We start from the raw sequence: 20,137 nt of genomic DNA, 5'->3' as shown, positions 1-20,137 counted from the left end.
TCGCCTCGGGCTGACCAAAACCTCGACCACGGCCAACGTGACGCGAACGTGACTCCTGGCTACCGGATTTGGCCACCGATCCGGTCAGAGCGCCCGGGTCTGCTCATCGCCAAGCAGAACCCGTCCTCGAGGAGGAGCCGATGCCGTTCTGGCCCCGCCGCTCACGTGTCCGTCACTCCCGCACGTCCAAGGCGACCGCCCCGGCCGCTGTCGACTGCACCGCGCACGGCATCCCATCGACCTCCGTGCTGATCCACGAGCTTCTGGCCGTCAGCCAGCACACCCGCAAGATCGGTAGCTGGCTCGCTTACCGCGAGACCCTCCCGGGGGAGTACCTGATGCTCGCCCGCAGCGTGGTCGCCGACCTCGCCTGCGGCTGGGAGCTCCAGAGCGGCGGTGAAGGCCGTGCTGAAGACCTGCTGACCGACGGCTGCATCCGCATGCAACCGACCGAGGCCGACACCCCCGCCGCCCGCGACCACATCGAATCCACTCGCATCCACGAGCGGTACCCGTGACCCGCCGCGCAGCGGCCGCTACGGCACGGCGTACGCCTCCGCTCACCCCCTCCGCCCGCACGCCCTGGATGGAACAGGGCGGGCAGAGGTGAGCGGAGTCGACGCTGCTGCTTACGTCATGCGGCTACACCTGCCCACACCGGCGCACAAGCTCGTCCTCCTGGCGATCGCCACCCGGTGCGACCAGAACTACTCCGCCTTCCCCAGCCGCGCACTGATCGCCGGGGAAGCGCTGGTGAGCGAAGAACGCGCCCGGACCCTGCTGCGGGAGCTGCGGCGGGACGGCTATCTCTCCGCCCGCCAGCGCTACCGCGGCAACGGTTCCAAGACCACGAACCGGTACTTCGTCCACGGGCCGTGGGACCAGTGGGGCGGCGTTGGCGAACCCTTCACCGAGATCAGCCATTACCAGGACCATGACGACCGGTACGCGGCGATCCGCGACGGCGAGTTCATCCCCCGGCCCACGCCGAAGGCAGGGGTCGTAGACAACCCCTGCCCTGAGCAGGGCTCTTCCGTCACAGGGGCAGGGGGTGTCAGCAACCCCTGCCAGGGGTCGTCGGTAACACCCTCCCTGGGTGTTCCACCCGCCCCCTCCATAACCGGTCATCAAAAACCCACCAAGCGGAACCATCTCCCGGACGTCCGCAGGACCAGTGCGGGTGGTAAGAGCGCTGTCTCCCCCGCAGCAGGCGCCGCACCGAGGACGGCGGGCACCACCCGGAAGGCCTCGAGGACCATCCCCACCGGGCCGCGCAAGCGGCCCCCCGGCTGGGACCAGGTCGCCGCCGCACTGCCACAGGAAGTCCAGCCCACCCGCCCCGGTGGACGCCTTGCCCCAACCCTCGTGCGCGCCATCTGCACCGCCCTCACCGGGATCCCCGGCCCCGAATCCGGCACCTACCGGATCCCGCCCCGGACCCCCGAACAGCTGATCGCCCGCATCAACCGCCGCTGGCACCAAGCCCGCGGCCCCCAACGAGCAGCTGACGACTACACCGGCCCGGATCCCATCCGGCGCCCCGTCGGCTACGTCGCCGACCTCCTCACCGCCCACGAGTGCCCCGACCCCTCCTGCGAGGACGGGCTGATCCTCTACACCGGCCGGCCGTGCGCCGCCTGCCAGGCGCGCCGTGACGAACAGCGGCAGGCCGAGCAGGCCCGGACCGCCGTCGAAGACCGCCTCACCCGCGACGCCGAGCTGGCCTCCGCACACGAAGAGCACCAGATGGCGGCTGCCCGCGAAGAGCACCGGGTCCGCGAGCGGCTGGCCGCCGCCGGCCACTGGGGCGAGCTCCTGGACCACGAGGTCGAGACGCACATGCACCAGTGGCGCCTCCGCCACTCCGACCCCAAGGACGCCACCCATGCCTCCTGACACACCCCCGCCTGCCCATCACACCAGCCCGGCCGCCTCACGGCCCGGCCGCACTGGCAGTGCAAGCGAGGCCCGCCTCCGCATGCGGACCGCCCACCGGTGGCCGTCCACGGCACTCATCCAGCCGCGCGGCCGTGCACCGCCGCGACGGCCTCGGACGCCACCGCAGACAGAACACAGAACAACACAAACGCCAACTAATCTCGCGGAAGGCAAGAAACCTATGTATAAGATCCGTAGGGTCGTCGTGGCGGCTTCGGCTGTGGCCATGATCGGCAGCACGGTCGCCATCGCGACCGCGCCGAGCGCGAGCGCCACCGACAGGGTCAACCGCTGCGGCAGCTCCTATCACTTCAAGAAGTCCTGGCCGATCCATAACGTCTGGGGCAGCGACACCGAGGGCCGCACCGTCGGGTACATCGACGTCTACTGGTCTCCCTCCGCCGGCAAGAACTGCGCCGTGGGCCGGCCGAAGAACGGGATCTACAAGCCGAACCACATCAAGGTCCGGGTCGTGAAGAGCGGCTCGGGCAACTGGGACCAGGACGGCTACGGGAACGAGAACTACCGGAAGTTCGCCGGGCCGGTCTATGCGAAGGCCCGCGGCGCCTGCATCAACATCGAGGGTGGCTTCGACTACAACAACAGCTGGGACCGCGCGGAAGCCTGGGGCTCCTACGAGAAGAAGCACTGCTCGTAGCCCACGAACGGCCTCAGGGACGAACGAGGGCTGCCGCCGATGAGGCGGCAGCCCTCCCGGCGTACTCCGGGATACGCCCGGGATCGGCAACGCGATCGGCCGTTGGCATCGCACGTCCCGGTGCGGCTGAGGCGGAGGTTCCAGCGGGTCAGTCCGGATTCATCGTGCCGTGTCAGCGTCGGGGTGTAGGTCTCAGGTGCGGGTCGGCCGGCGCTTTACCCGGCGGTGAGCCAGCCGCGCAGGGCGGCCAGGGAGGGAGTCGGGGTGATCGGCGCGGATGGTGCCGTCTTGCTGGATGACGGCGGCTGTGGTGGCGGTGGTGTGACCGAGGGCCCCAGTTCAGGGCGGAGTCCGACATGGGGCAGCTGAAGGTCGGCGAGGGAGGCAGCGAAGGTTCGCCAGGAGTGCCAGTCGATATCTGCTCCGCCGTAGGGCTCGGTGTGGGAGTCCTTGAGGAGCTGGTTGAGCGAGCGCCAGAGGGTGGGTTGAGAAGCGATGGCCGGTCCGGTACGCCTGGGCGTCCCGGTAGAGAGGTTGACGGCCCCCCTCCGGCCATCGGCCGACACACTCGGCCCGCCTGGGCCACAAAGGGTGCCCTGACCGAGTGCCGTACACCGACAGGATAGTCGTTGAGACGGGCTATTCCATCGGCCTTGCTTCCGTCGTCAGTGCGTGCCGCCGAGCTGTCGGCGAGCCTCGGCCAGGGAAGCTTCCCAGGCGACGACGCTGCCGTGGCCAGGGTGATCCTGGGCCAGCTGTGCGATCGTCACGCTGCCCGCGGCGGAGCCAGCAGTCCGGAGCGCCTCGAGGGCGGCGTCGAGGCGGCGCTCTGCCAGCTCCGAGCTGGAGGGGGCTTCCCGCCGAGCACGGGCGAGGGCCGCGACACGGCGCAGCTTCCACCGGTTCGTGGTGATCCTGCCCCGGATGACCTCGTCAGGCTCCATGAGCTCGGGGAGGATCCCGCGGGCGATGGCGCGGTTCAGCTGCAGGTGACTTCCGTAGCCGAGTATCGGCGCCGCCTGTTTTGCGTCGATCAGTTCCTCGGGGTCGCCGTCACCCAGGGGGGCGCTCGTCGTCTGGGTTCGGGTCTTGCTGAGCGGGTTTCCGGGGCCGGGGCGCTCGGCGAGCCACTTCACGATGGTGGCGACTCGCCAAAAGCGGCGCTTACGCCCGCCGGATGTGGTCTCCACGACGTCCGGTTCGGGAAAGTAACCGGGTGAGTCGACCAGCCAGGCCAGCAGAGTGGACGTCGACTTGTGCCCGAGGATCTGTTTGCCCACCTGGGACGTCGACAGCAGGGTGTCCGGGGGCTGTGCGAGCAGCGAGTGCGTCGGGTCGGCCCCGGACAGCTGCCGCTTGGACTCCCGGTACTCCTTGGCGAAGGGTGCGATCGTCCGTCGCTTCCAGCGGCGGCGTCGGCCATTGACCTCGTCCGGCTCCGGGCATTCGGTGGTCTCCCGGTCACGGAGCAGCTCGCTCAGCCGGGAGGGGCTGATACCGAACTCATCGCGGATCTGCTGGGCGTCCAGAAGCTCGTCGCCGGTGGTGTTGCCCATCGTGTCCTCCTGGACTCGTCTCCGGAATGGGGGTGCCCTGCGAGGCGGCTACGGCGCCTGGTGGTGGCTGTCGATCAGCCATACGTCGCGTTGCTCGGCCTGGTCCGCCAGGGCCGCGTACGCCATGGCGGCGGGTGTGCTGGTCCACACGGCGAAGCAGAGTTCGTCGATCGCGTCCTCGCGGGCTGATCCTGCTTGCCACGGTGCGTTCTCCAGGGCACACCAGGCAGCCAGGTCATGGTCGCCCAGCCCGGCGCAGCGTTCGCGTACCGATTGAGCGGTTGCGGCGAGGCCGGCGCAGTACAGGTCGTGGCCTCGTTCCAGGTCGATGCGCAGCTGCTCGGCGGTGCAGGACAAAGCGGCCGCGGCGAGATCCAGCAGGTCCTGGGTGATCTCGGTCTCCATCGGGTCCTCCTTCTATCGTGAGCAGTGTCGCGGCGGTGCCGGCGCCTGGATCTTTCGATACTAGATAAGTGTGAGGTATGTGGCAAGCCGCCACTACGGATGATCTTGAAAACTTCGCAGATGTGAGGCGATCGTCGAGCTGACGTGATCAGCATTTGTGGTGCCTGTGGCGCCGGGGAGGCGGTCTATCGGCTGCCCTCGACTACGTGGCGCCGCACTTCAGTCACGGTCGCATGGAGGCGGCCATGGAGTCGGTGACTGTCGTGGAGGCGGATCAGCTTGCGCTGTCCTGCCATTCCGGGTGGATGCCGAGGTGTTGCCGTACGTTCCCGTACAGGTCGTCGAGTACCTCCCAGGCGACGGTGAGCGCAGGCGCGCTGAAGGTGAGCATCTGCTGACCGGCGCCGTCGTCGACGACAGCGAGTCCGCGGTGGGTCCGGGCGGTGATCTTTAGGGCGCGGCGGAGTGCTTCCGGTTCGACTCGCATCACGCGGCCTGGTCCGGCATCGTCGTGCAGCAGTCGGCTCAGCGCTATCTGGCCGGGGCGGTCCGGCTGGTGGCGCGCCGCGTATGCCAGACAGGTGTAGGCCAGCACCGCGGCGGGGGCGCTGTTCCCTGCCCGCCGGCTCAGCAGCACGGTCCCTTCCAAGTCGTGGCTCATCAGGCCGAGGACGCTGAAAGGGCGGTCGAAGATGTCCTCGGCGGCGGCCGGTGGCTGCCCGCCCGGACGTGAGTGGGTGTACATGCGGAGCATGCAGTTCACGTCCCGCTGGATCACGCCGTTGCTGGTCGGCCGCCACCCTGTGGAGTCCGCTCCGCCCTGTACGCCGTGTACGAGGCGTTCCCGCTCAAGGCGGGTCCACGGGGACATGCAGAACGTGTAGTACCAGGCGGGCACCAAGCACGGGGGAGAGAGCAGCCACCAGTGCAGCAGCCACAGGCTGGCGTCACTTTCCAGGTACGGATCGGCGCCTTCGTCCTCCAGCAGCCACCGGGCTCGGTCGGTGGGTATGACGTCTCTGGCCGTCCCTGGCCGGTTGCTGACCTCGTCGGAGAGACGGAAGGCCGCGGACCAGAACCGCATCGAGGCCACCATGCTCTTGCCGACACCGAGCCTGACGACGGCGTCGGCGGACGTGAAGAGGCGAGGATCGTCCTTCAGGGCGAGGTGGGTCTTGAGCAGCCAGCCATGCCGCGGCGAGTAGGAGCCGTGCCGGGCATAGCGGGGGAGGACGTGCGGCGGGAATGAAGGAATGGGCACGTTGACCTCTCCGGCGCGGGGCCCCGGGAGCGGTGATGGCGGCGGACGGGAGCAGCGGGAGGACACTGGGGAGATGACGGGCAGAATGGCGCGGCTGCCCGCCCGGCCGCCGTGCCGTCCTCTGTCCCGTCGCCCGAGAGGATCTGGCCAGTGGCTCAACCGCTCTGGTTGAGGCGGTGCAGCCCTGGGTAGTCGCGGCGGATCTGTTCATGAGCCACGGGCGGAACTTGCGGGTAGATCTGGGGGTAGCGGCGGAGCAGGGCGCGTTCGGCTCGGGTGACTTCGTGTAGGAGCTTCAGTGCCTCGTGCCTGCTGGCGATGGGCTCGCTGTAGTGGTCGCTGCACGTGACGGAGATGATCCACCGGTGCCGCCCTGTCCGGCATCGGGGGAGAGGTAGAACTGGGCCGCTGCCAGGTTCTGGCCGTCGGCCTCATCGTGGCCGGGAGCGGCGACACGGGTTTCGTAGCGGTTGCGGTCCAGCTGCACCCGGACGCAGGTGCCTTGGAACAGCGGGGTGCGTTCGGTGGGGGCAGTCATTTCTCTCATTTCAGGGTCGGGGGGCCGGGCGCCGCCCGGGGCACGGAAGGGGAGCCGTGACGGGGGCCTTCGTCTCGATGGGGCCCGTCATGTGCGGGGGGCCAGCTCGCGGCCGCGCTTGAGGATCAGGGCGTCAAGAGTGGTGGGCTCGCCGTGCAGATCCAGCACCGCCATGGTCCCAGCCCGGCTGGCGAGGGCTTCGGCGCGCAGCTGGCCGAGCGAGTCGAAGGTGGCGTCGGGGTCGCGGGCGCGCTCTATGAAGGATGCCTGCGGCCAGTTGGGGACGCCTTCGGATGCCCACTGCGCGATGGTGTGGCCGAGGTCTTCGCCCGGTTGCTCGATGACCCGCCCCGTCAGGGACGGAATCCGGCTCTTGCCGAAACGCACGGTGGCGACGGGACCGAGAGTGCCGACGGCGTCGAGATCGTAATCGAGATCGGAACGCTGCTCGGGCCTGAGGCTGAGACGGAGGGCGTACTGGCGTCCCTGGGAGTCGGTGTCAATGACGGCGTCGGTTCGCGAGTTGAGGGTGAGGATGACGTGGCCGGGATAGGCGGACAGCGCGGCGGAGACGCGTCGGTCCATCGGCCGGTACCTGTTCCACGCGGTGTTGGAAGAGCCGTAGCCCGAGCGTGTCTCGTCGGCGACCTTGTCCAGCATCCCTCCCGACCCGTTCCAGAACGCGCTGTACCGGTCAACGATCAGCACCGGGTAGGCGCGCATCGCGGCGACAGCCAGGGCCGTGAAGAGCCGTTCGGGATCGAAGTGGGTGAGTTCCAGGGCGTTGAAGGGGACGGTGTCGGCGTACTTCGCGGCGGTCCCGCCGGTGGTGTCGATGACGGCGATGGGGCCGCCGAGCGCGGAGGCGACCAGGAGGGAGGTCAGGGTGCGGCCGGACCCTGACGGTCCTTCGAATGCGATGCGGGCGGGCCGGGCCTCCTTGACGGCGGGCTGGTAGTCCGAAGGCTGCGGGAGGATGGTCTCGGGCTGGGGGAGGGGGCGGTCGTCGCTGGACACGGAGTGCTCCTGGGGATCAGGCGATGCGGAAGGCGGAGGGGTCGGCGACGGCGCGGGAAGCTACGGTGGCGAACGCGGCCCACCCGGTTACCGGCTGTCGGTGTTCGGCGGGCTGCTGGCCGTTGAAACCGGGAGAAGGGGCCTTGTACGAGTCCGCCAGTGCGGGCGGAAGGCTCTGCTCGGTGTATGCGACCCGGTGACGGAGGCTGAGCCCGACGTCGTCGGCGTCCAGGTCGAAGACGGTGCGGCGCACGCCCTGGTGGTCGGTGTAGGTGCGCTGACGCAGGCGGCCCTGAACGATGACGCGCATGCCGCGCACGAGGGATTCGCAGACGTGTTCGGCGACACCGCGCCAAGTGGTGCAGGTGATAAACAGCGGTTCCCCGTCGGTCCACCGGCCCGCGTTGCGGTCGTAGACGCGCGGGGTGGAGGCGACCCGGAAGCGGGCGACGGCTGTACCGGCTTCGGTAAACCGTATTTCGGGGTCCGCGACCAGATTGCCAGTGACCGTGATGATGGTCTCCCCGGTCATAGCGGTGTTCCTGTGGGCTGGACATGGGCGTGCGCGGTGTGGGCCAGGCGCGCTGGCGTGTGGAGGCTGGGGGCGGAAATCGGCATGGATCACTCCTGTATGCCGTGGGCGCACGAAGGGGTTAATTCGATACTAGATGTATATGGAGTGGAGTGCAACCGCTTCTTGTCGGCGCTGTGTTCAGCCATCCGGGCAGGCAGAGCAGCAGCGGCGCGGTCACGGCCTTCGGCTGCCGACACCCCGCTGCTGCCGGCCGAGCCAGTCAGCCAGTTCGTCGAGCGGGATGACGCGGAACATCTCCCGGGAGAACTCAGCCTTCGGGGTCAGCCCGACCAGCAGTTTGTGCAAATGGTGGGCGCAGGCATAGTTCGTCATCACGGTTCGGGTCTCTTCGTCGGCCCAATACACGACCCACCGGGCGGGGTCGTTGCACTGCCCTTCGAACCGGCTGTGGGTGCCGTGGCAGTACAGGCCGTGTCGACTCTGCTTGCGGGACATTCCAGACGCTCCTGGTGGTGTCGCGGATGCCAGCGGGGCCCGGGGACGTCGCGCAGGCGCTCGTTGCGGACCTGGCCATGTGGGGCGCTGGCTCGGTTCACGTCGCAGAGCAGCGTTTCGACAGCAGTTCGGGAGGCAGTGCCCGCGGCGGATGTTCATGACTTCGGGCAGCAGCTCGGTGGTGACCGGCGAGAAGCCGTCTACCACCCGTCCGGAGCCCGAGGCGAAAGCGCTGGCTACGGGCGTAGGTGGCACCCGCCATCGCGCCGTTGCCGGGCGTCGGCGAGTGCCTCCCGTTTCACCGACGCTCAGCTGCCTGAGCAGGCTCTACAGAAACTCAGGGAGTTCAGCGGCGCGAGCGAGGTCGAGACGGAAGGTGATAGTCCCGTCCTGGCGGACGTCGGATGCTGTGCACAGCGGTGCCCAGCCATCGCGGTTCCAGGCACCCAGTTCGTCGGCCCACTCACCCATGCCGAAGGTGTCGCCCGCATCGGCAAGATCCCGGCATTCTCCAGCGTGTGTCCAGTACCGGCCGGAGACCACCACGTCTCCGGCCGGGTGCAGAGTCATCTCCAGCCAACGGGCATCGAAAGGGCCCCGGAAGGTTGAGCCGGTCAGGATGTCGCAGACGGCTGCGGCCAGGTGGGCGCACATGACACGGGCCAGCCGGTCGGGTGCTTCGGCGCGGATGCGGTACGCGGCTACGCGTGCACGGTACAAGGTGCGTGCGTCGGGAAGGTCGTACGAAGTGAAGGGTGGTTCGGTCATGGGGCTCACTGCTCCCTGTGATGACGGGCGGTTCACGGAGGCCGGTAGTGTCAGCGCGCCGCCGCTGGGCGATGCAGGGTCCACGGCCACCGGTTTTGGCAGCCGCGGCGGGCGCCCGGTCAGCTGGGCGCGGTGCTGAAGGGGCTGTCTCATGCGGGCCAATACGGTGATCTGGTCCGGGTCGGGTAGAGGAGCGTTCTGCTGCGCTGTTCCCGGGTCGCTTTCTCGGCGTTGTGGCGGGCGTGCTCTTGAAGTTCCTCTGTGTCGCCCAGGGCGTCGCCGCTGGACACCATGACGTGCGGACCGAGTTGCCAGAGCAACGCGTTGACCGCGCAGCAGGCCGTGTTGACCGGATCCGGGTCGTTCATCCACCACCAGTAGGAGGATGGGGCCCGTCCCCGGTATCGGAGCGTTGCAGCCGCAGCGCGGATCATGGTTCCCGTTCCGGCGCACGGTTCGAGGAACCGCGCACCCGGGGGAAGGTCCCATGTCAGGAGGACCTCTGCGTTGAGGTCGGCGGCGCTGGCCGGGGTGAAGAACACCCCGCGTTTCTGGCGCTCGCTGTAGCTGCGCATGTGCTGGAGGAGGAGGCCGAGCGGGTCGTCGGCCTCGCAGCGGTTGAGGTCGCTGCGGTACTCCAGCAGACCCTCGCGCGCCAGGACGCGTGCGTAGTCGGCCAGCCCACGCATGTCGTCGTCGCTCGGTGAGGCCAGCCACTCGTGTAGCGGGCGGGCAGCGTCAGCCAGGTCAGGGCGAGAAGCCCACAGGGAGTTCCATACAGCGCGTATGGCGTCGATGAACTCCAACTCCTCGTCATCGAGAGGAATCAGCAGTGGACCGTAGTCGGGGCCGTCGACGTGGGGCGGGGCGGCCAACGCGAGAGCAGCCATCGTCCCCAGGGCGATGTGTACCTCGCCCGTGCTGCGGTTCTCCAGCCACCAGGCATGGGCGGTGCTGACGATGCCGCGAGCGTGGGCGCGGCCTGTGTGACCGCATGGACAGCGTCTGCCCGCTCCCGGCCGAGCTCGCTCTGCTCCAACCACGAGCGCACGGGTCGCGCCCAGTCGGCGAGCTCCGGCCGGATGAGCCACAGCATCGCCCAGACACGGCGGTAGTGGGCGACCAGCTGCTGCGGGCTGAAGCGCAGAAGGTGTGCGGTCACATCGGGTCCGTCCTCGGGCTGCTCCAGAAGGGCGAGCGAGGCGACCACCCCGACCGGGACTTCTGTGCCGCCTCGATCGCGGCTTCTGTGCCAGGCGCGGGCCACCTTCTGGCAGATGCTCATGGCCAGGTGGTCGGGCGATTGGGGGCGTGAACCCGGCGCGGCGTCCTCGACCGCCGTGCTGACCGACCGGGTCGGCCCGCAGCCCGCGGGGCTGGGGTGCGGCGGCCGTTCACCATCGCCGGGAATACGTGAAGAGCGGGGCTGTGACATCAAAACTCCCATACGGACGGGCGGCAGCGCTGGTTGCCGCAGCGGAGGATGGAGGGGCACGGTGGCGCGGGAACGACGGTCGGCCCGTGACGGCCGGGACGGATCACCTGTCCTCGGCGGTCACGGTGATTGCCGCGTGGGCCCCTCGCACGAGGTCGAGGTGGTCAACGGGGCTTTCTGCGCCTGCGGGGGTGGTAGGGGCGTCGGCGTAGGAGGTGGAATCCGGAACAGGTCGGGCATGCCTGGATGCTGCGCACGGGGGCGCCACGCGCCATGGCGGCACCGAGCGCGGCACGGGCTGATGCACGGTCCGGGTATCGCCTCCGGCCGGAGGGGCAGGGGCTGGACACGGCGAGTACTCCGCTGGAGGAACCGGGCGCGGCGCTGGGGCAGGAACGCCGCGCCCGGGGCGGCTGAGGGTTAGACGGACTGCGAGTCTGCCGCGTCCTCCGAGGAAGGCGGCGGCCAGCTCTGGGACAGCGCCAGGTCCTCGATGTCGGACAGTCGGTAGCCCTCGTCCCGGAGGTGCGCCAGATAGGCGGCCTGCTGACGGTCCAGGCTCTGCCACGCCTTCGGCTCACGCAGGCTGTACTCCAGCGCTGCGACGACCTGGGCGTAGACCTGGTGCCACCCCTTGGTCTTGCCGTGGCGCTCGACCAGCTCGTCGAACGGCCCCCCGATCCGGCGGCTTGACGCGGCGAGGTCCGCGTTCGGGTCCGGCACGCCCAGGTACCGGGCAACGGTCTCGGTGTCCTGCCGCTCGCACCACTTCGCCCACAGGTACGGAGAGTTCATCACCACCCGCAGGGCGAACAGCCGGGCGGCTTCCGACAGAGACCTTCCCTGGCAGCGCTTCCGCAGGAACTCCTCCCGCACCGTGCGGGCGGTCTTCCACGCCTTGTTACCGGCGATCGTGCGCTGCCGCGCCTCCTTCTCCTCCAGGCTCATGGACTGCTTCGGCTTCTGCGCACGGGGCCTGAGCTTGTGCCCGTACTGAGCGGGGTCCGAGCAGAACCAGATCGGGCGCGACTCCTCGTCGAGGCGGGCGGAGTGACCGCCGCAGTGGACATGCTTGTCCACCGTGAGCGGCATGCCCAGCTGCGTGCACAGGTCGGTCAGCGGCCGGGAAGTGTCCTTCGTGCCGCAGGGGAAGTGATCCCGCAGGAGCGGAATACCTGCCTCTTCCAGTTCCTTCAGCGCCTTCTCCCGGGCTTGGAAGTCGGCCTTGGTCTGCTTCAGCCGGGCCAGGGCGTGGTCCCAGTGGCCGTGCCCGCCTTCGCTCTCGGCATCGTCCTTGGCCTTCGCCTCCTCCAGCGTCTGAGCGGCTCCGCGCAGGTCTTCGACCTCAGCCAGCTCTGCCATCTGCACGAGGTCGAAGCCCTGGAGCGCAGCGCGGCGCAACGCCTCCTCGTCCAGCCGGGCAGCCTGGCGGGCGGCCCGGATCTCGGCTCGCTTGATCTTCAGCGCGCGGGCCATCTGATCGCGCTCGGCCTCGCTCATTTCCACCAGAGCCAGAGTCTCGATTGCCTGGACACGATCGCGCTGGTTCATCGGCTCACGGTGGTCGTTCTCGATGAGCGACAGCATGTGCGTCATCGCGTCACGCCCGACCAGGTCGTCCCGGACGATCGCGGGCACCTGGCGCACCGGTCGGCCCTCGGCCTCCGCCGTCGCGTTGGCGATCTGGAGCGCCTGGGCCCGCCGCCAGCCCTTGAAGGCGCCGTAGGTGCCATCGGGGGCCGGGCGGACGCTGATGGCGTCCTGGACGCCGAGTTCCTTCACCGACGCGATCAGCTTCTCGTCGGGCTCGGTGTCCGTGGTCCTGGCGTTGTGACCGTCGCGCACGATCAGGGACGGATCGAGCCTGACGATCAGGTGCTGTGGCTCCTCAGTGTCTGGCGGAGGGGATTCGCTCGTCGTCGCCGGGGTGTCCCCTGCGGGGTCGGTGGCCGAAGTCCGGGTCTTTTTGGTGACCTTGGATGTAACAGTGCTGGTCAAGGCAATCTCCTGTGTTCTGGGACGAGGCGGCCTGTGGCCCGGTCGCTTCAGGGGGTGTAGCGATGGACGGTGACCGCGACGACGGTGGACGTCGCGTGCTGAGTGCTGCCGGTAGTGGTGGGCGAAGAGGCCGGGATCAGAAAGTCCAGGACCGCCCGGACGAGCGTGCAGGTGGTGCTGGAGGGCTCGTGCTGGCCGCATTCGGCGGCGGCGGTGCGGATGACGTGATCGGTTGCTTCGACGGAGCTGTAGGCCAGACCCCGGCGTAGCAGGTGGTCAGCTATCCGGAGGGCCTTCATGGCCCGGTGGGTCATGCGGTAGCGGCCCTTCGGCCAGCCGGGCGGCAGCGGTTCGGGGCGTTCGGCTCGGGTCATGAGAACAGGTCTCCTCATCGGGTGGGGAATGGAGTGCTGCCGGAGGGTCAGCAGCGGCTAGCGCGGTGATGAGCGCGGAGCGGAGGATGAGGCCCGGGGGAGTGGCGCCGTGCGGGACGCCGTTCCCGGCCTGGTGGCCGGAGCCGGGAGAGTCCCGACTCCGGCTTCAGATGGGAGGGGTGGATCACCTCTTCACTGTGGATTCGATACTAGATGATTATGAAGAGGTTGGGCAAATCCCGCATTCGCTTCCCGGGCGCAGTCGGCCCGTGTCGCCGCGGAGTGGACTCAGGCGACAGGCGGCGCAACCGTGGCGCCGGCCAGATACTCCGTGTCCGGCTCAGGCGGGAGCGGCTCCCCCGTAGCCAGATCGGTGCAGTACGCGTTGAAGACCTCGGCGGCCGACATGGAACGGGGCCAGCCGTCAATGAGTGCCCAGCCCTGGACGACGGCCTTGCCGCCTCCATCGGGAGCGACCGAACGAGCGAAGACCGCTCCGCGCTCAAAGGCGAGCGATGCCTGGGCGAGCACGTGACAGAACATCAGAACTCCCTCCCGCTCTGCCCGGACGCGGTCATCGGGGGCACCCTCAACGGTCACTGACGCGGTGGCGACGCTGCCGCCCTCCGGCGTATGGGCACTGATCAGCAGGTGATGGTGCCCACGCCCGAGAGCGCCGAGCAGCGCTTCAAACGCCAGGACACCGGTATCGAACGCCTGAGGACGAGGAGTGTGCATGGAAGATCTCCGATCCAACGGGGGCGCGGCGGGCCGCAGGCTGCCTGACGGCGCCACCGGCCCGCCGCAGCGGAACATCAGGTGGCCTCAGGCCGCAGAGGATCGCGGTGCGGGGGGCCCTGGGTGGTATCGCTGAACGGGCACTCCTCCACGCCAGGGGGGAACAGCGAAGCGACGAGGGAGCGCGGACCCGGGGCTCCGTACTGCCAGTCGTCATCCCAGCGGCCATCGCTGGCGATGGCGAAGGCGTGGGGAGCCAGCTGCCAGCAGTGAAGGAGGATCGCCGCGACGGCCAGGTCGTACGGCTTCTGCGCCGTCTTGCAGAACGACCATACAAACCCCTGCGAGGCGTACTGACGGGCCCCGTACGGATCGATGGAGTACTCCGGTGGCTCCGGCTGGATCCACAGCGACTCGTGACCGATCAGCCCGTTGAGGGCGATGTAGCGCTCAGTGCTCTCCGGCTGGCCGCGACCCATCGGCCCCGTGACCACGATGCCGAGCGACTGGACGTGAGCCACGATGTCCCGGGTGTCGGCGACCATGGCTCGCCATGATTTCCGGAACGCCTCGGTGCGAGGGGAGTAAGCGAAGTAGTGGGTGTAACCCATGTTTTCTCCAAGGGTGATGGCGTCCACCTGGACGCGCGTGCGGTGAGGACCTCCGCAGCGGGGGTACTGCGGCTCTACAGATCCATGAGGGTGTTGAGGAGGCCGACCACCTGGGCCCGGAGCAGCGGCAGCGTGTGCCCGTCCGCTCCGCCCCTCCGGTCAGCAGCACCGGGCCGTGATAGTCCTGGTAGACGAACCCGAAGCGCCGGGCGAGAGCGGTCGCGAAGGGATTGACGGGGTGGTTGAAGAGGCCCTCGTCATCGATCCACATGTCCCACTGCGTGGTCAGCGCTACGACGTCGAAGCGGTCACATCGCAGAGTTGCGCGTAACACTGCTTGGCGGGCGTGGCTCTCTTCCTCGGTCGCGGCAGTGGGCAGGTCGATCTCTACGAGCTGGCCGGCACAGGCCAAAAGAAGCGCGGACGGCGTCAAAGGCATGGCTGGGGTTCTCCTTGCGCAAGAAAGGCTGCGCGGCCTGCTGATGGAGGGCCCGGCGGGCAGGAGCGGCTACATGCGGAGGGGGGAACCGCAAGGCGCTCAACCACCCGCCGGGCCGGGGCGGTCGGGCCCCGAAGGGAGGTGGGCCCGACCGGTCTCAGGCCGCGATCAACGCGGGGTAATTCGATACTAGAATAACGTGGATGTTGAGGCAAACAGGTTTCTGCCCCTCGGGCTCATCGCGGGATTCGCGCCCACGATTGCGCGTCAGTACACACGAAATCCCTCATGATTGGCCGCTGCCGTGAGGTACCCGACCCACTGCGGCCACCAGCTCGCCTCTTCGACCAACTGTGAGAGAAAAGCTGGGTCCTTCCCCCGGTTCGCTTCGTACGCAGCAAGCGCAGCGCGGATCTCTTCCGGCGTGACGATCCAGCCGCTATTGCTCATGAGCTTGTGGACTGCAACGCCGTTCTCCGGGGCGGGAACCCAGGCGAGATACGCATTCATGGCTTCCTGGAAGCGGCCTATCGGCTCCGGCAGCTCCCCCGAGGTTCCGAGGGACTCGTGGTACTCGTCGGGGCTGATGCCGTACGCCTCCAGGGACGGCGCCTCAGGGGGAGCGGTGGTTTCCGAGAGCATCCCGAAGTGGTGCATGATCGCCCGGCATTCCCTCATGCTCCAGATGCTGAGCCGGAAATAAGAGGTGTGCGCCTCATACATGGCGTCATACGCTGCACTGACCTTCTCCTGCGCAGCTTTGTACTCGGGGTCGCCAGGCGGCAGGTAGAGCGCGTCCCGAGCCGCTACGGCCTCGTCGAATTCCCGGCGTGCCGCCCCGAATCTTTCCTCCTCCCCGTCTGGCATTCGGACCATGTGCATGTCGTAGCCCATCTCTGGACTCCTTTGCGTTCGACGGTCTTCTCAGCGTCACCCAAGAAGTTCGATACTAGATATAACACGGGGTAGGGGAACCCTATTCCTCGTGGTTTTCGCCTGCCCTCAGACGCTCGGTGTACGGTCAGGCCCACTCGGACGAGTTGCATCCCGTATCTGGAACACACCCCGCCGCCTGACGGTCAGTGTGGTTACACTCCCTGCGAGTGAATCGGAAACGCGGTGGTGAACTCGTCCATTTCTCCCCGCTCCTGAGGGCTGTCCGCAAAGGCGTCAAGCAGTTGACTTCTGGTAAGCGGCGTCAGACCGTTCCCGCCGATCACCCACCCCTGAATGCGGGTCCCAGAGTCCGATTCGGTCTCCAGCAGCAGCAATCCGGAGCGAATGGCGAGACCCCACGCCAGAACCTCAGTGAAGTCCGCCATCTCTTTGACAGGCGCCCCCACGTCCGGGTCGTCGTCTTCACCTTCGATATAGGCATGAGCGCATTTGAACAGCGGATCGCCTCCAGGGACGTCCGCCTCACAGGCCAGGTGGTGAAAGCCGGGTCCGGCCTTGCGCAGCAGCTCCCCAACGACGCGCAGGGCCCGTTCGACGGTAGGCGGCAGCGGACCACGACCGTTGTTTCCATAGATGAAATCCATGATCGATTTCCTTCGTGATTCAGTGAACTATTCTCGTTAGTTCGATACTAGATATTTGTGGTTCGAGGGCAGCTCCTCTTATGGCACTCGCGCTCCTCTCCGGACCGTTGGGCAGCCCGAGGCATCACGCAGTTCTACCGGCAGTGCCGCGGTCGAGCTGGCATACGGACACGCCAACAGCCCGAGGCCGGCCTTGAGCCCGGTGTGCCGCAGGACGGGCATCTGCGGCACACCGGGAGCACTACGCCCCCACCCACGCTCTCCTGCGCCAGAGAGAGCCCCAGAGCGCCGGAAGGGCTCTGGTGAGCGGCAGCGGGGAGCCGCCCACCAGAGCCGGTCCGGCGGCGCTCCAGGCGCGGCTGCCGGAGTGGACGGCGGCTACGCCGCTGCTGCCAGCGACATAGCTGTCAGTGCCTGGCCTTGCAACTCGTAGGCTGCATCCCCATCACTGAGAGTCTGGGCCGCCGCTGTGACGGCCTGCATGACGCCTCCTGCCGTGATCTGACCGCCCGCAGTGAAGTGGTTGAAGATGGACTCGCGCACGCTGTCGCTGAACCTGAGCCGCTTGCTGACGTACTCGATGGCCTCGGCAGGCTTCTCGACCTTCCGGCCCGCCTCACGCTCGATCTCCGTCAGCTTCTGCTCCACGTAAGCGTGGTCCATGAACATCGCCACGGCATCCCGCGTCTGGGAAGTGATCAGCGAGAGGTTCCTTCGCTGAGTCTCCTCCGAATACCGGATCACTCCTTCGTCGAGCTTGGCACCCAGATGAGTCCTACCGAGTGCGTCCTTGGTGATGGTCAGGCCGTTGGTGCACACCTGCACGACGATCTGAGGAGTGATGGTGTACCTGCCGCTACCTACCTCGCTGTTCGCCAGCACGAAACCGGCTGACACAACGGGGAGGTCGTCACCGCTCTGCCCGGTGAAGGGAGAGCGGTAGCCCTTCAGCAACTCGCGGGCAATCACCTTGACGGCTTCGGACTCCACCCGCACGACCATACGACGGTCAGTGAGGTCCGCCCCGAGAATCTTGATCGGGTGGCGGGCTTCCTCGACGCCTTCCAACGCGGCGGCGAGCACGTCCAGATGGTCGATGACCCTGTAGCTGTCCGACAAGAACGCCCGCAACGTCCCCGGCGCACCTCGGAACGCCCGCAGGAGGAACTTCCGCTCAGGCTCTCTCTCCAGCCACCCTCCGACGTTGAGGTCGTACAGATCGGGGGCCTCCGCCCGCATCCTGCGCAGGTAGGGGAGGGGAATGTTCAGCTTGGCGGCAATCCCTTCGTCCGCCACAGCGTTGGGGCGGTAGACGCGATCGCCAACAACGATGTTCCCGGCGCGGGCCGAGATAGCGCCTCCCGAGGCGACGGTGTCGAGCTTGATCCCTTCCTCGCGATCGAGCGCCTGGCGCAGCTCTGCGAAGGACGCGTTTCTCTGGGGTGAGGGCATGGTGAGCTGATCGATTTCGTGAGCCACGCTGGGCTCTCCCTTCGTGTTGATCGGCGGGCCGTCGGCGTCACCCGACGGCATATATTCGATACTAGATGATTATAGAGGGTTGAGGCAAGCAAGTATCCGTCCGCTCAGGCGATGCGTCCTTGATCCTGGAGCATGAAGGCGTGGTTTGCTGTGTGGCGTGGTGTTTCTGCCTGATGGGCTCGCCCACCACGGTAGCGGCTGGCCTGGGCCCCGAACATAACTCGGGGCGGGCGCCCCGCCGCCGTGCGGAACGGCGACGGGGCGCCCCACCAGGGGGCTACACGATGCCGTACGTGTAGTCCTTGGCGACCTTCCCCCACCGCTTCATCCCGTCCACCCGATGCGGGTGGAAAGGTGCCCAGTAGGTCGGGCGCACACGAAGGAACTCCCGCGCCTCGTGGGTCTCGATCTCAAGGATCTTTTCAAGTACGCGACGGTAGAGCTTGATGTCGTCGCAGTCGCTGACCATAATCGCGAACTTCGCGTACGACCCATCAGTGTGGGACGGGTAACCCTGCTCGGCAAGATGCCGCTCAGAGTGGTACGCGGGGAACACGAACGTGACCTCTACGGTCCCCTCAAACCGCTTGGTGTAGTCCTCGGCGGTGATCTCCCAACCGGGCTTGTAGCCGAGTTGGTTGATCAGCTCCACAGCGGACTTGGTTTCCATCGAAACCGTTCCCTTCGTGTGTGTTTGGCGTGTCCCTTGGCGTCACCCAAGTGACTTCGATACTAGATATACCCGGAAGTCGGGCATCTAACCCTCCGGCCCGGGAAAAGATGGGCCGGGCAGCCGCTAGATGTGGCGCATCCTGCGAAGAGCACTCAGAAAGCTGCCCAACCTGTAGGCAACAACCTGCGGCGTGACTTCACCCCTCTTTCCTCCGTGAATGGTCCCCACCGTCTTGGGGCCGGTCGCACTCAGGAGAACTACCTCATAGGAACCCCCCTCCTCCGGCACCTTCAAAACGAGCGGTCCCGAGGCAGACTGGAATTGAATCCCAATCAGCTCAGCATCCTCGTTGTCCACGATCTGTGCCAGCGTCCGCCACTCCGCCGCCGGAAGATAGTTGGCGATTCTGCGGGCATGCTCGGCCTCCGGCGACTTCAGGAACGCTCGGCGGGCTACCCCCTCGGATACTGTCAGCTCAACTTTCACGTTGATCCCTTCGTGTGCTTGGCGTGTGTCGCTCGGTGTCACCCGAGTGACTTCGATAATGGACATATTCCGGTTCAGGTGAAGGAAACCATCACGGAGACCGATGCACTATCAGGCGCATGATGGGAGGCACAAAACAGAGCGCTTTGAGATGCAACTTCCATTGCGGCCGGTGGTCCCTCGGTTGAGCAACAGGGCAGGTGGACAACCCCTTTAGAGAGTGACCACGGCGAGACTTTCCCTCCCAAGCTGCCCTCGGTGTATAGAAGGATGGGGCCGTAGTGGGCGTATGCTCGGGAACGCGAGAAACGCTGCGCTTGCTCTAGGAGGTCATCACGGGTGGCATTGGGTGCACGCAGACGACATGCACCCCAATGCCCGGCGTTACCAGCCGAACATTCTTGTTACGCCATCCATGGCCTGTGCCGTGACACCAATCGACAACAAGACGATAAGGATCCGCAGATCCCTCACTGCCCGCTCCAGTAGTTCGAGGCGGTAGAGCATCTCCCGTTCCGTGAGGGAGACATGATCCCCGTTCATTAGCGCTCCCTGTCCATCAACTTCGCCAAAGAGCGTGCGACGTTCTCTGTTCGTCCGTTATTGCGCCCCTTTCCGTAGCCACAGTAATAGATCATGACTGTGACCAATGCCACGATGATCAATGTCCCCATTACAACTTCCCTTCGTGTACGGCGGGGTTCCTAGGCGTCACCCTGGAACTGATTCGATACTAGGTATAGTTCGGTGATGGGTCAACAGGCGCGAGGTGGGTTTTTTCTCAGGTTGCACGTCATTCGAGCTGGCCGTTGTGGCAGCAGACCAGTAGCCCGATGGGTGTGTTCTGTTTCCGCCAATCCAACATGCTGCATCACGACTGATGCGCGTACTCACTTCCCGCGCCTAGTTGGACCGGCCTGAGGTGGTCTCAGGCCACGGAGGCGCAGCCGGAGGGGCCCGGGCGGGGGAGCGTAGCGGACTCGCCCGGCACTCGGCTGTACGGCCTCGCAAGGCGGCTGACCGGGCCTTCTCTGACCCTTTGCCAGCCTTTCGAGCAGCCGCGTAGCGGGCTGCTCGCCAACTGCCTCGCGCAGCGAGGCAGTTGGGTTCCCCGGAGCGAAGCGGAGGGAGGGCTCACGCGGAGCGTGAGCAACTGCCGTGCGAAGCACGGCAGTTCACTGCCTGCGGG

Annotated in this window: 23 protein-coding genes; 3 read left to right on the top strand and 20 right to left on the bottom strand. The window is 67.1% G+C overall.

What is annotated here, in order from left to right; genetic code table 11:
• Nucleotides 1-140: 140 nt before the first annotated feature.
• The 3 genes from ACMTAK_RS00690 to ACMTAK_RS00680 all read left to right on the top strand — a co-directional run bounded on the left by ACMTAK_RS00690 (nucleotide 141) and on the right by ACMTAK_RS00680 (nucleotide 2,596).
• Nucleotides 141-518 (top strand): hypothetical protein, encoded by a 378-nt coding sequence (locus ACMTAK_RS00690; RefSeq protein WP_413804318.1) that lies wholly within the window; start codon nucleotides 141-143, stop codon nucleotides 516-518.
• Nucleotides 519-606: 88 nt separating this feature from the next.
• On the top strand, nucleotides 607-1,896 hold the full coding sequence (locus ACMTAK_RS00685; RefSeq protein WP_413804317.1) for a helix-turn-helix domain-containing protein: 1,290 nt from the start codon (nucleotides 607-609) through the stop codon (nucleotides 1,894-1,896).
• Between the two features lie 247 nt (nucleotides 1,897-2,143).
• On the top strand, nucleotides 2,144-2,596 hold the full coding sequence (locus ACMTAK_RS00680) for a hypothetical protein (protein ID WP_413804316.1): 453 nt from the start codon (nucleotides 2,144-2,146) through the stop codon (nucleotides 2,594-2,596).
• A 215-nt stretch (nucleotides 2,597-2,811) separates the two neighbouring features.
• Here ACMTAK_RS00680 and ACMTAK_RS00675 read toward each other — a convergent pair whose 3' ends face one another.
• The 20 genes from ACMTAK_RS00675 to ACMTAK_RS00580 form a co-directional block, all read right to left on the bottom strand.
• Entirely contained in the window at nucleotides 2,812-3,162 is a 351-nt protein-coding gene (locus ACMTAK_RS00675) for a hypothetical protein (protein ID WP_413804315.1), read from the bottom strand.
• Between the two features lie 99 nt (nucleotides 3,163-3,261).
• Nucleotides 3,262-4,152 (bottom strand): hypothetical protein, encoded by an 891-nt coding sequence (locus ACMTAK_RS00670; protein WP_413804314.1) that lies wholly within the window; start codon nucleotides 4,150-4,152, stop codon nucleotides 3,262-3,264.
• Nucleotides 4,153-4,200: 48 nt separating this feature from the next.
• On the bottom strand, nucleotides 4,201-4,557 hold the full coding sequence (locus tag ACMTAK_RS00665) for a hypothetical protein (RefSeq protein WP_413804313.1): 357 nt from the start codon (nucleotides 4,555-4,557) through the stop codon (nucleotides 4,201-4,203).
• Nucleotides 4,558-4,831: 274 nt separating this feature from the next.
• Nucleotides 4,832-5,818 carry a DUF4007 family protein gene (locus ACMTAK_RS00660; protein ID WP_413804312.1) on the bottom strand — a complete coding sequence of 329 codons (987 nt, stop codon included), beginning with the start codon at nucleotides 5,816-5,818 and terminating at the stop codon, nucleotides 4,832-4,834.
• A 625-nt stretch (nucleotides 5,819-6,443) separates the two neighbouring features.
• The gene (locus ACMTAK_RS00655) at nucleotides 6,444-7,373 is read right to left on the bottom strand and encodes an AAA family ATPase (RefSeq protein WP_413804311.1); all 930 of its coding nucleotides are present in this window, start codon (nucleotides 7,371-7,373) and stop codon (nucleotides 6,444-6,446) included.
• A 16-nt stretch (nucleotides 7,374-7,389) separates the two neighbouring features.
• Entirely contained in the window at nucleotides 7,390-7,905 is a 516-nt protein-coding gene (gene ssb / locus ACMTAK_RS00650) for a single-stranded DNA-binding protein (protein WP_413804310.1), read from the bottom strand.
• 216 nt (nucleotides 7,906-8,121) lie between these two features.
• On the bottom strand, nucleotides 8,122-8,403 hold the full coding sequence (locus tag ACMTAK_RS00645) for a hypothetical protein (protein ID WP_413804309.1): 282 nt from the start codon (nucleotides 8,401-8,403) through the stop codon (nucleotides 8,122-8,124).
• A gap of 327 nt (nucleotides 8,404-8,730) precedes the next feature.
• Complete coding sequence (locus ACMTAK_RS00640; protein WP_413804308.1) at nucleotides 8,731-9,171, bottom strand: hypothetical protein; 441 nt, start codon at nucleotides 9,169-9,171, stop codon at nucleotides 8,731-8,733.
• Between the two features lie 149 nt (nucleotides 9,172-9,320).
• On the bottom strand, nucleotides 9,321-10,061 hold the full coding sequence (locus tag ACMTAK_RS00635) for a DNA methyltransferase family protein (protein WP_413804307.1): 741 nt from the start codon (nucleotides 10,059-10,061) through the stop codon (nucleotides 9,321-9,323).
• The gene (locus tag ACMTAK_RS00630; protein ID WP_413804306.1) at nucleotides 9,998-10,456 is read right to left on the bottom strand and encodes a hypothetical protein; all 459 of its coding nucleotides are present in this window, start codon (nucleotides 10,454-10,456) and stop codon (nucleotides 9,998-10,000) included. Before ACMTAK_RS00630 ends, ACMTAK_RS00635 begins: the two co-directional genes overlap by 64 nt.
• A 570-nt stretch (nucleotides 10,457-11,026) precedes the next feature.
• Complete coding sequence (locus ACMTAK_RS00625; RefSeq protein WP_413804305.1) at nucleotides 11,027-12,604, bottom strand: ParB/RepB/Spo0J family partition protein; 1,578 nt, start codon at nucleotides 12,602-12,604, stop codon at nucleotides 11,027-11,029.
• A 47-nt stretch (nucleotides 12,605-12,651) separates the two neighbouring features.
• Nucleotides 12,652-12,978, bottom strand: a complete 327-nt coding sequence (locus ACMTAK_RS00620) for a hypothetical protein (protein WP_413804304.1) — start codon at nucleotides 12,976-12,978, stop codon at nucleotides 12,652-12,654.
• A 288-nt stretch (nucleotides 12,979-13,266) separates the two neighbouring features.
• Nucleotides 13,267-13,716 carry a hypothetical protein gene (locus tag ACMTAK_RS00615; RefSeq protein ID WP_413804303.1) on the bottom strand — a complete coding sequence of 150 codons (450 nt, stop codon included), beginning with the start codon at nucleotides 13,714-13,716 and terminating at the stop codon, nucleotides 13,267-13,269.
• Nucleotides 13,717-13,793: 77 nt separating this feature from the next.
• Nucleotides 13,794-14,261, bottom strand: coding sequence for a hypothetical protein (locus tag ACMTAK_RS00610; RefSeq protein WP_413804352.1), 468 nt, complete (start codon nucleotides 14,259-14,261; stop codon nucleotides 13,794-13,796).
• A complete protein-coding gene (locus ACMTAK_RS00605; RefSeq protein WP_413804302.1) occupies nucleotides 14,167-14,766 on the bottom strand; it encodes a DUF3846 domain-containing protein in 600 nt (199 codons plus the stop codon). The genes ACMTAK_RS00610 and ACMTAK_RS00605 overlap by 95 nt, the downstream gene beginning before the upstream one ends.
• A gap of 267 nt (nucleotides 14,767-15,033) precedes the next feature.
• The gene (locus ACMTAK_RS00600) at nucleotides 15,034-15,660 is read right to left on the bottom strand and encodes a hypothetical protein (protein WP_413804301.1); all 627 of its coding nucleotides are present in this window, start codon (nucleotides 15,658-15,660) and stop codon (nucleotides 15,034-15,036) included.
• A 194-nt stretch (nucleotides 15,661-15,854) separates the two neighbouring features.
• A complete protein-coding gene (locus tag ACMTAK_RS00595; RefSeq protein WP_413804300.1) occupies nucleotides 15,855-16,307 on the bottom strand; it encodes a hypothetical protein in 453 nt (150 codons plus the stop codon).
• A 378-nt stretch (nucleotides 16,308-16,685) separates the two neighbouring features.
• Complete coding sequence (locus tag ACMTAK_RS00590; protein ID WP_413804299.1) at nucleotides 16,686-17,840, bottom strand: DUF932 domain-containing protein; 1,155 nt, start codon at nucleotides 17,838-17,840, stop codon at nucleotides 16,686-16,688.
• Nucleotides 17,841-18,066: 226 nt separating this feature from the next.
• Nucleotides 18,067-18,459 carry a hypothetical protein gene (locus ACMTAK_RS00585; RefSeq protein ID WP_361264940.1) on the bottom strand — a complete coding sequence of 131 codons (393 nt, stop codon included), beginning with the start codon at nucleotides 18,457-18,459 and terminating at the stop codon, nucleotides 18,067-18,069.
• Between the two features lie 126 nt (nucleotides 18,460-18,585).
• The gene (locus ACMTAK_RS00580; protein WP_413804298.1) at nucleotides 18,586-18,948 is read right to left on the bottom strand and encodes a hypothetical protein; all 363 of its coding nucleotides are present in this window, start codon (nucleotides 18,946-18,948) and stop codon (nucleotides 18,586-18,588) included.
• Nucleotides 18,949-20,137 lie beyond the last annotated feature (1,189 nt).

Source organism: Streptomyces lacaronensis (genome assembly GCF_047337785.1).
GTDB lineage: Bacteria > Actinomycetota > Actinomycetes > Streptomycetales > Streptomycetaceae > Streptomyces > Streptomyces lycopersici.
This window is presented reverse-complemented; position numbering and strand designations above follow the sequence as displayed.

Bases quoted from the DNA above. Each gene is read 5' to 3' on its own strand.
- ACMTAK_RS00690 (WP_413804318.1), top strand. From the start codon at position 141: ATGCCGTTCTGGCCCCGCCGCTCACGTGTCCGTCACTCCCGCACGTCC.
- ACMTAK_RS00670 (WP_413804314.1), bottom strand. From the start codon at position 4,152: ATGGGCAACACCACCGGCGACGAGCTTCTGGACGCCCAGCAGATCCGC.
- ACMTAK_RS00665 (WP_413804313.1), bottom strand. From the start codon at position 4,557: ATGGAGACCGAGATCACCCAGGACCTGCTGGATCTCGCCGCGGCCGCT.
- ssb (WP_413804310.1), bottom strand. From the start codon at position 7,905: ATGACCGGGGAGACCATCATCACGGTCACTGGCAATCTGGTCGCGGAC.
- ACMTAK_RS00645 (WP_413804309.1), bottom strand. From the start codon at position 8,403: ATGTCCCGCAAGCAGAGTCGACACGGCCTGTACTGCCACGGCACCCAC.
- ACMTAK_RS00640 (WP_413804308.1), bottom strand. From the start codon at position 9,171: ATGACCGAACCACCCTTCACTTCGTACGACCTTCCCGACGCACGCACC.
- ACMTAK_RS00635 (WP_413804307.1), bottom strand. From the start codon at position 10,061: ATGGCTGCTCTCGCGTTGGCCGCCCCGCCCCACGTCGACGGCCCCGAC.
- ACMTAK_RS00630 (WP_413804306.1), bottom strand. From the start codon at position 10,456: ATGAGCATCTGCCAGAAGGTGGCCCGCGCCTGGCACAGAAGCCGCGAT.
- ACMTAK_RS00620 (WP_413804304.1), bottom strand. From the start codon at position 12,978: ATGACCCGAGCCGAACGCCCCGAACCGCTGCCGCCCGGCTGGCCGAAG.
- ACMTAK_RS00615 (WP_413804303.1), bottom strand. From the start codon at position 13,716: ATGCACACTCCTCGTCCTCAGGCGTTCGATACCGGTGTCCTGGCGTTT.
- ACMTAK_RS00610 (WP_413804352.1), bottom strand. From the start codon at position 14,261: ATGGTCGCCGACACCCGGGACATCGTGGCTCACGTCCAGTCGCTCGGC.
- ACMTAK_RS00605 (WP_413804302.1), bottom strand. From the start codon at position 14,766: ATGCCTTTGACGCCGTCCGCGCTTCTTTTGGCCTGTGCCGGCCAGCTC.
- ACMTAK_RS00600 (WP_413804301.1), bottom strand. From the start codon at position 15,660: ATGGGCTACGACATGCACATGGTCCGAATGCCAGACGGGGAGGAGGAA.
- ACMTAK_RS00595 (WP_413804300.1), bottom strand. From the start codon at position 16,307: ATGGATTTCATCTATGGAAACAACGGTCGTGGTCCGCTGCCGCCTACC.
- ACMTAK_RS00590 (WP_413804299.1), bottom strand. From the start codon at position 17,840: ATGCCGTCGGGTGACGCCGACGGCCCGCCGATCAACACGAAGGGAGAG.
- ACMTAK_RS00585 (WP_361264940.1), bottom strand. From the start codon at position 18,459: ATGGAAACCAAGTCCGCTGTGGAGCTGATCAACCAACTCGGCTACAAG.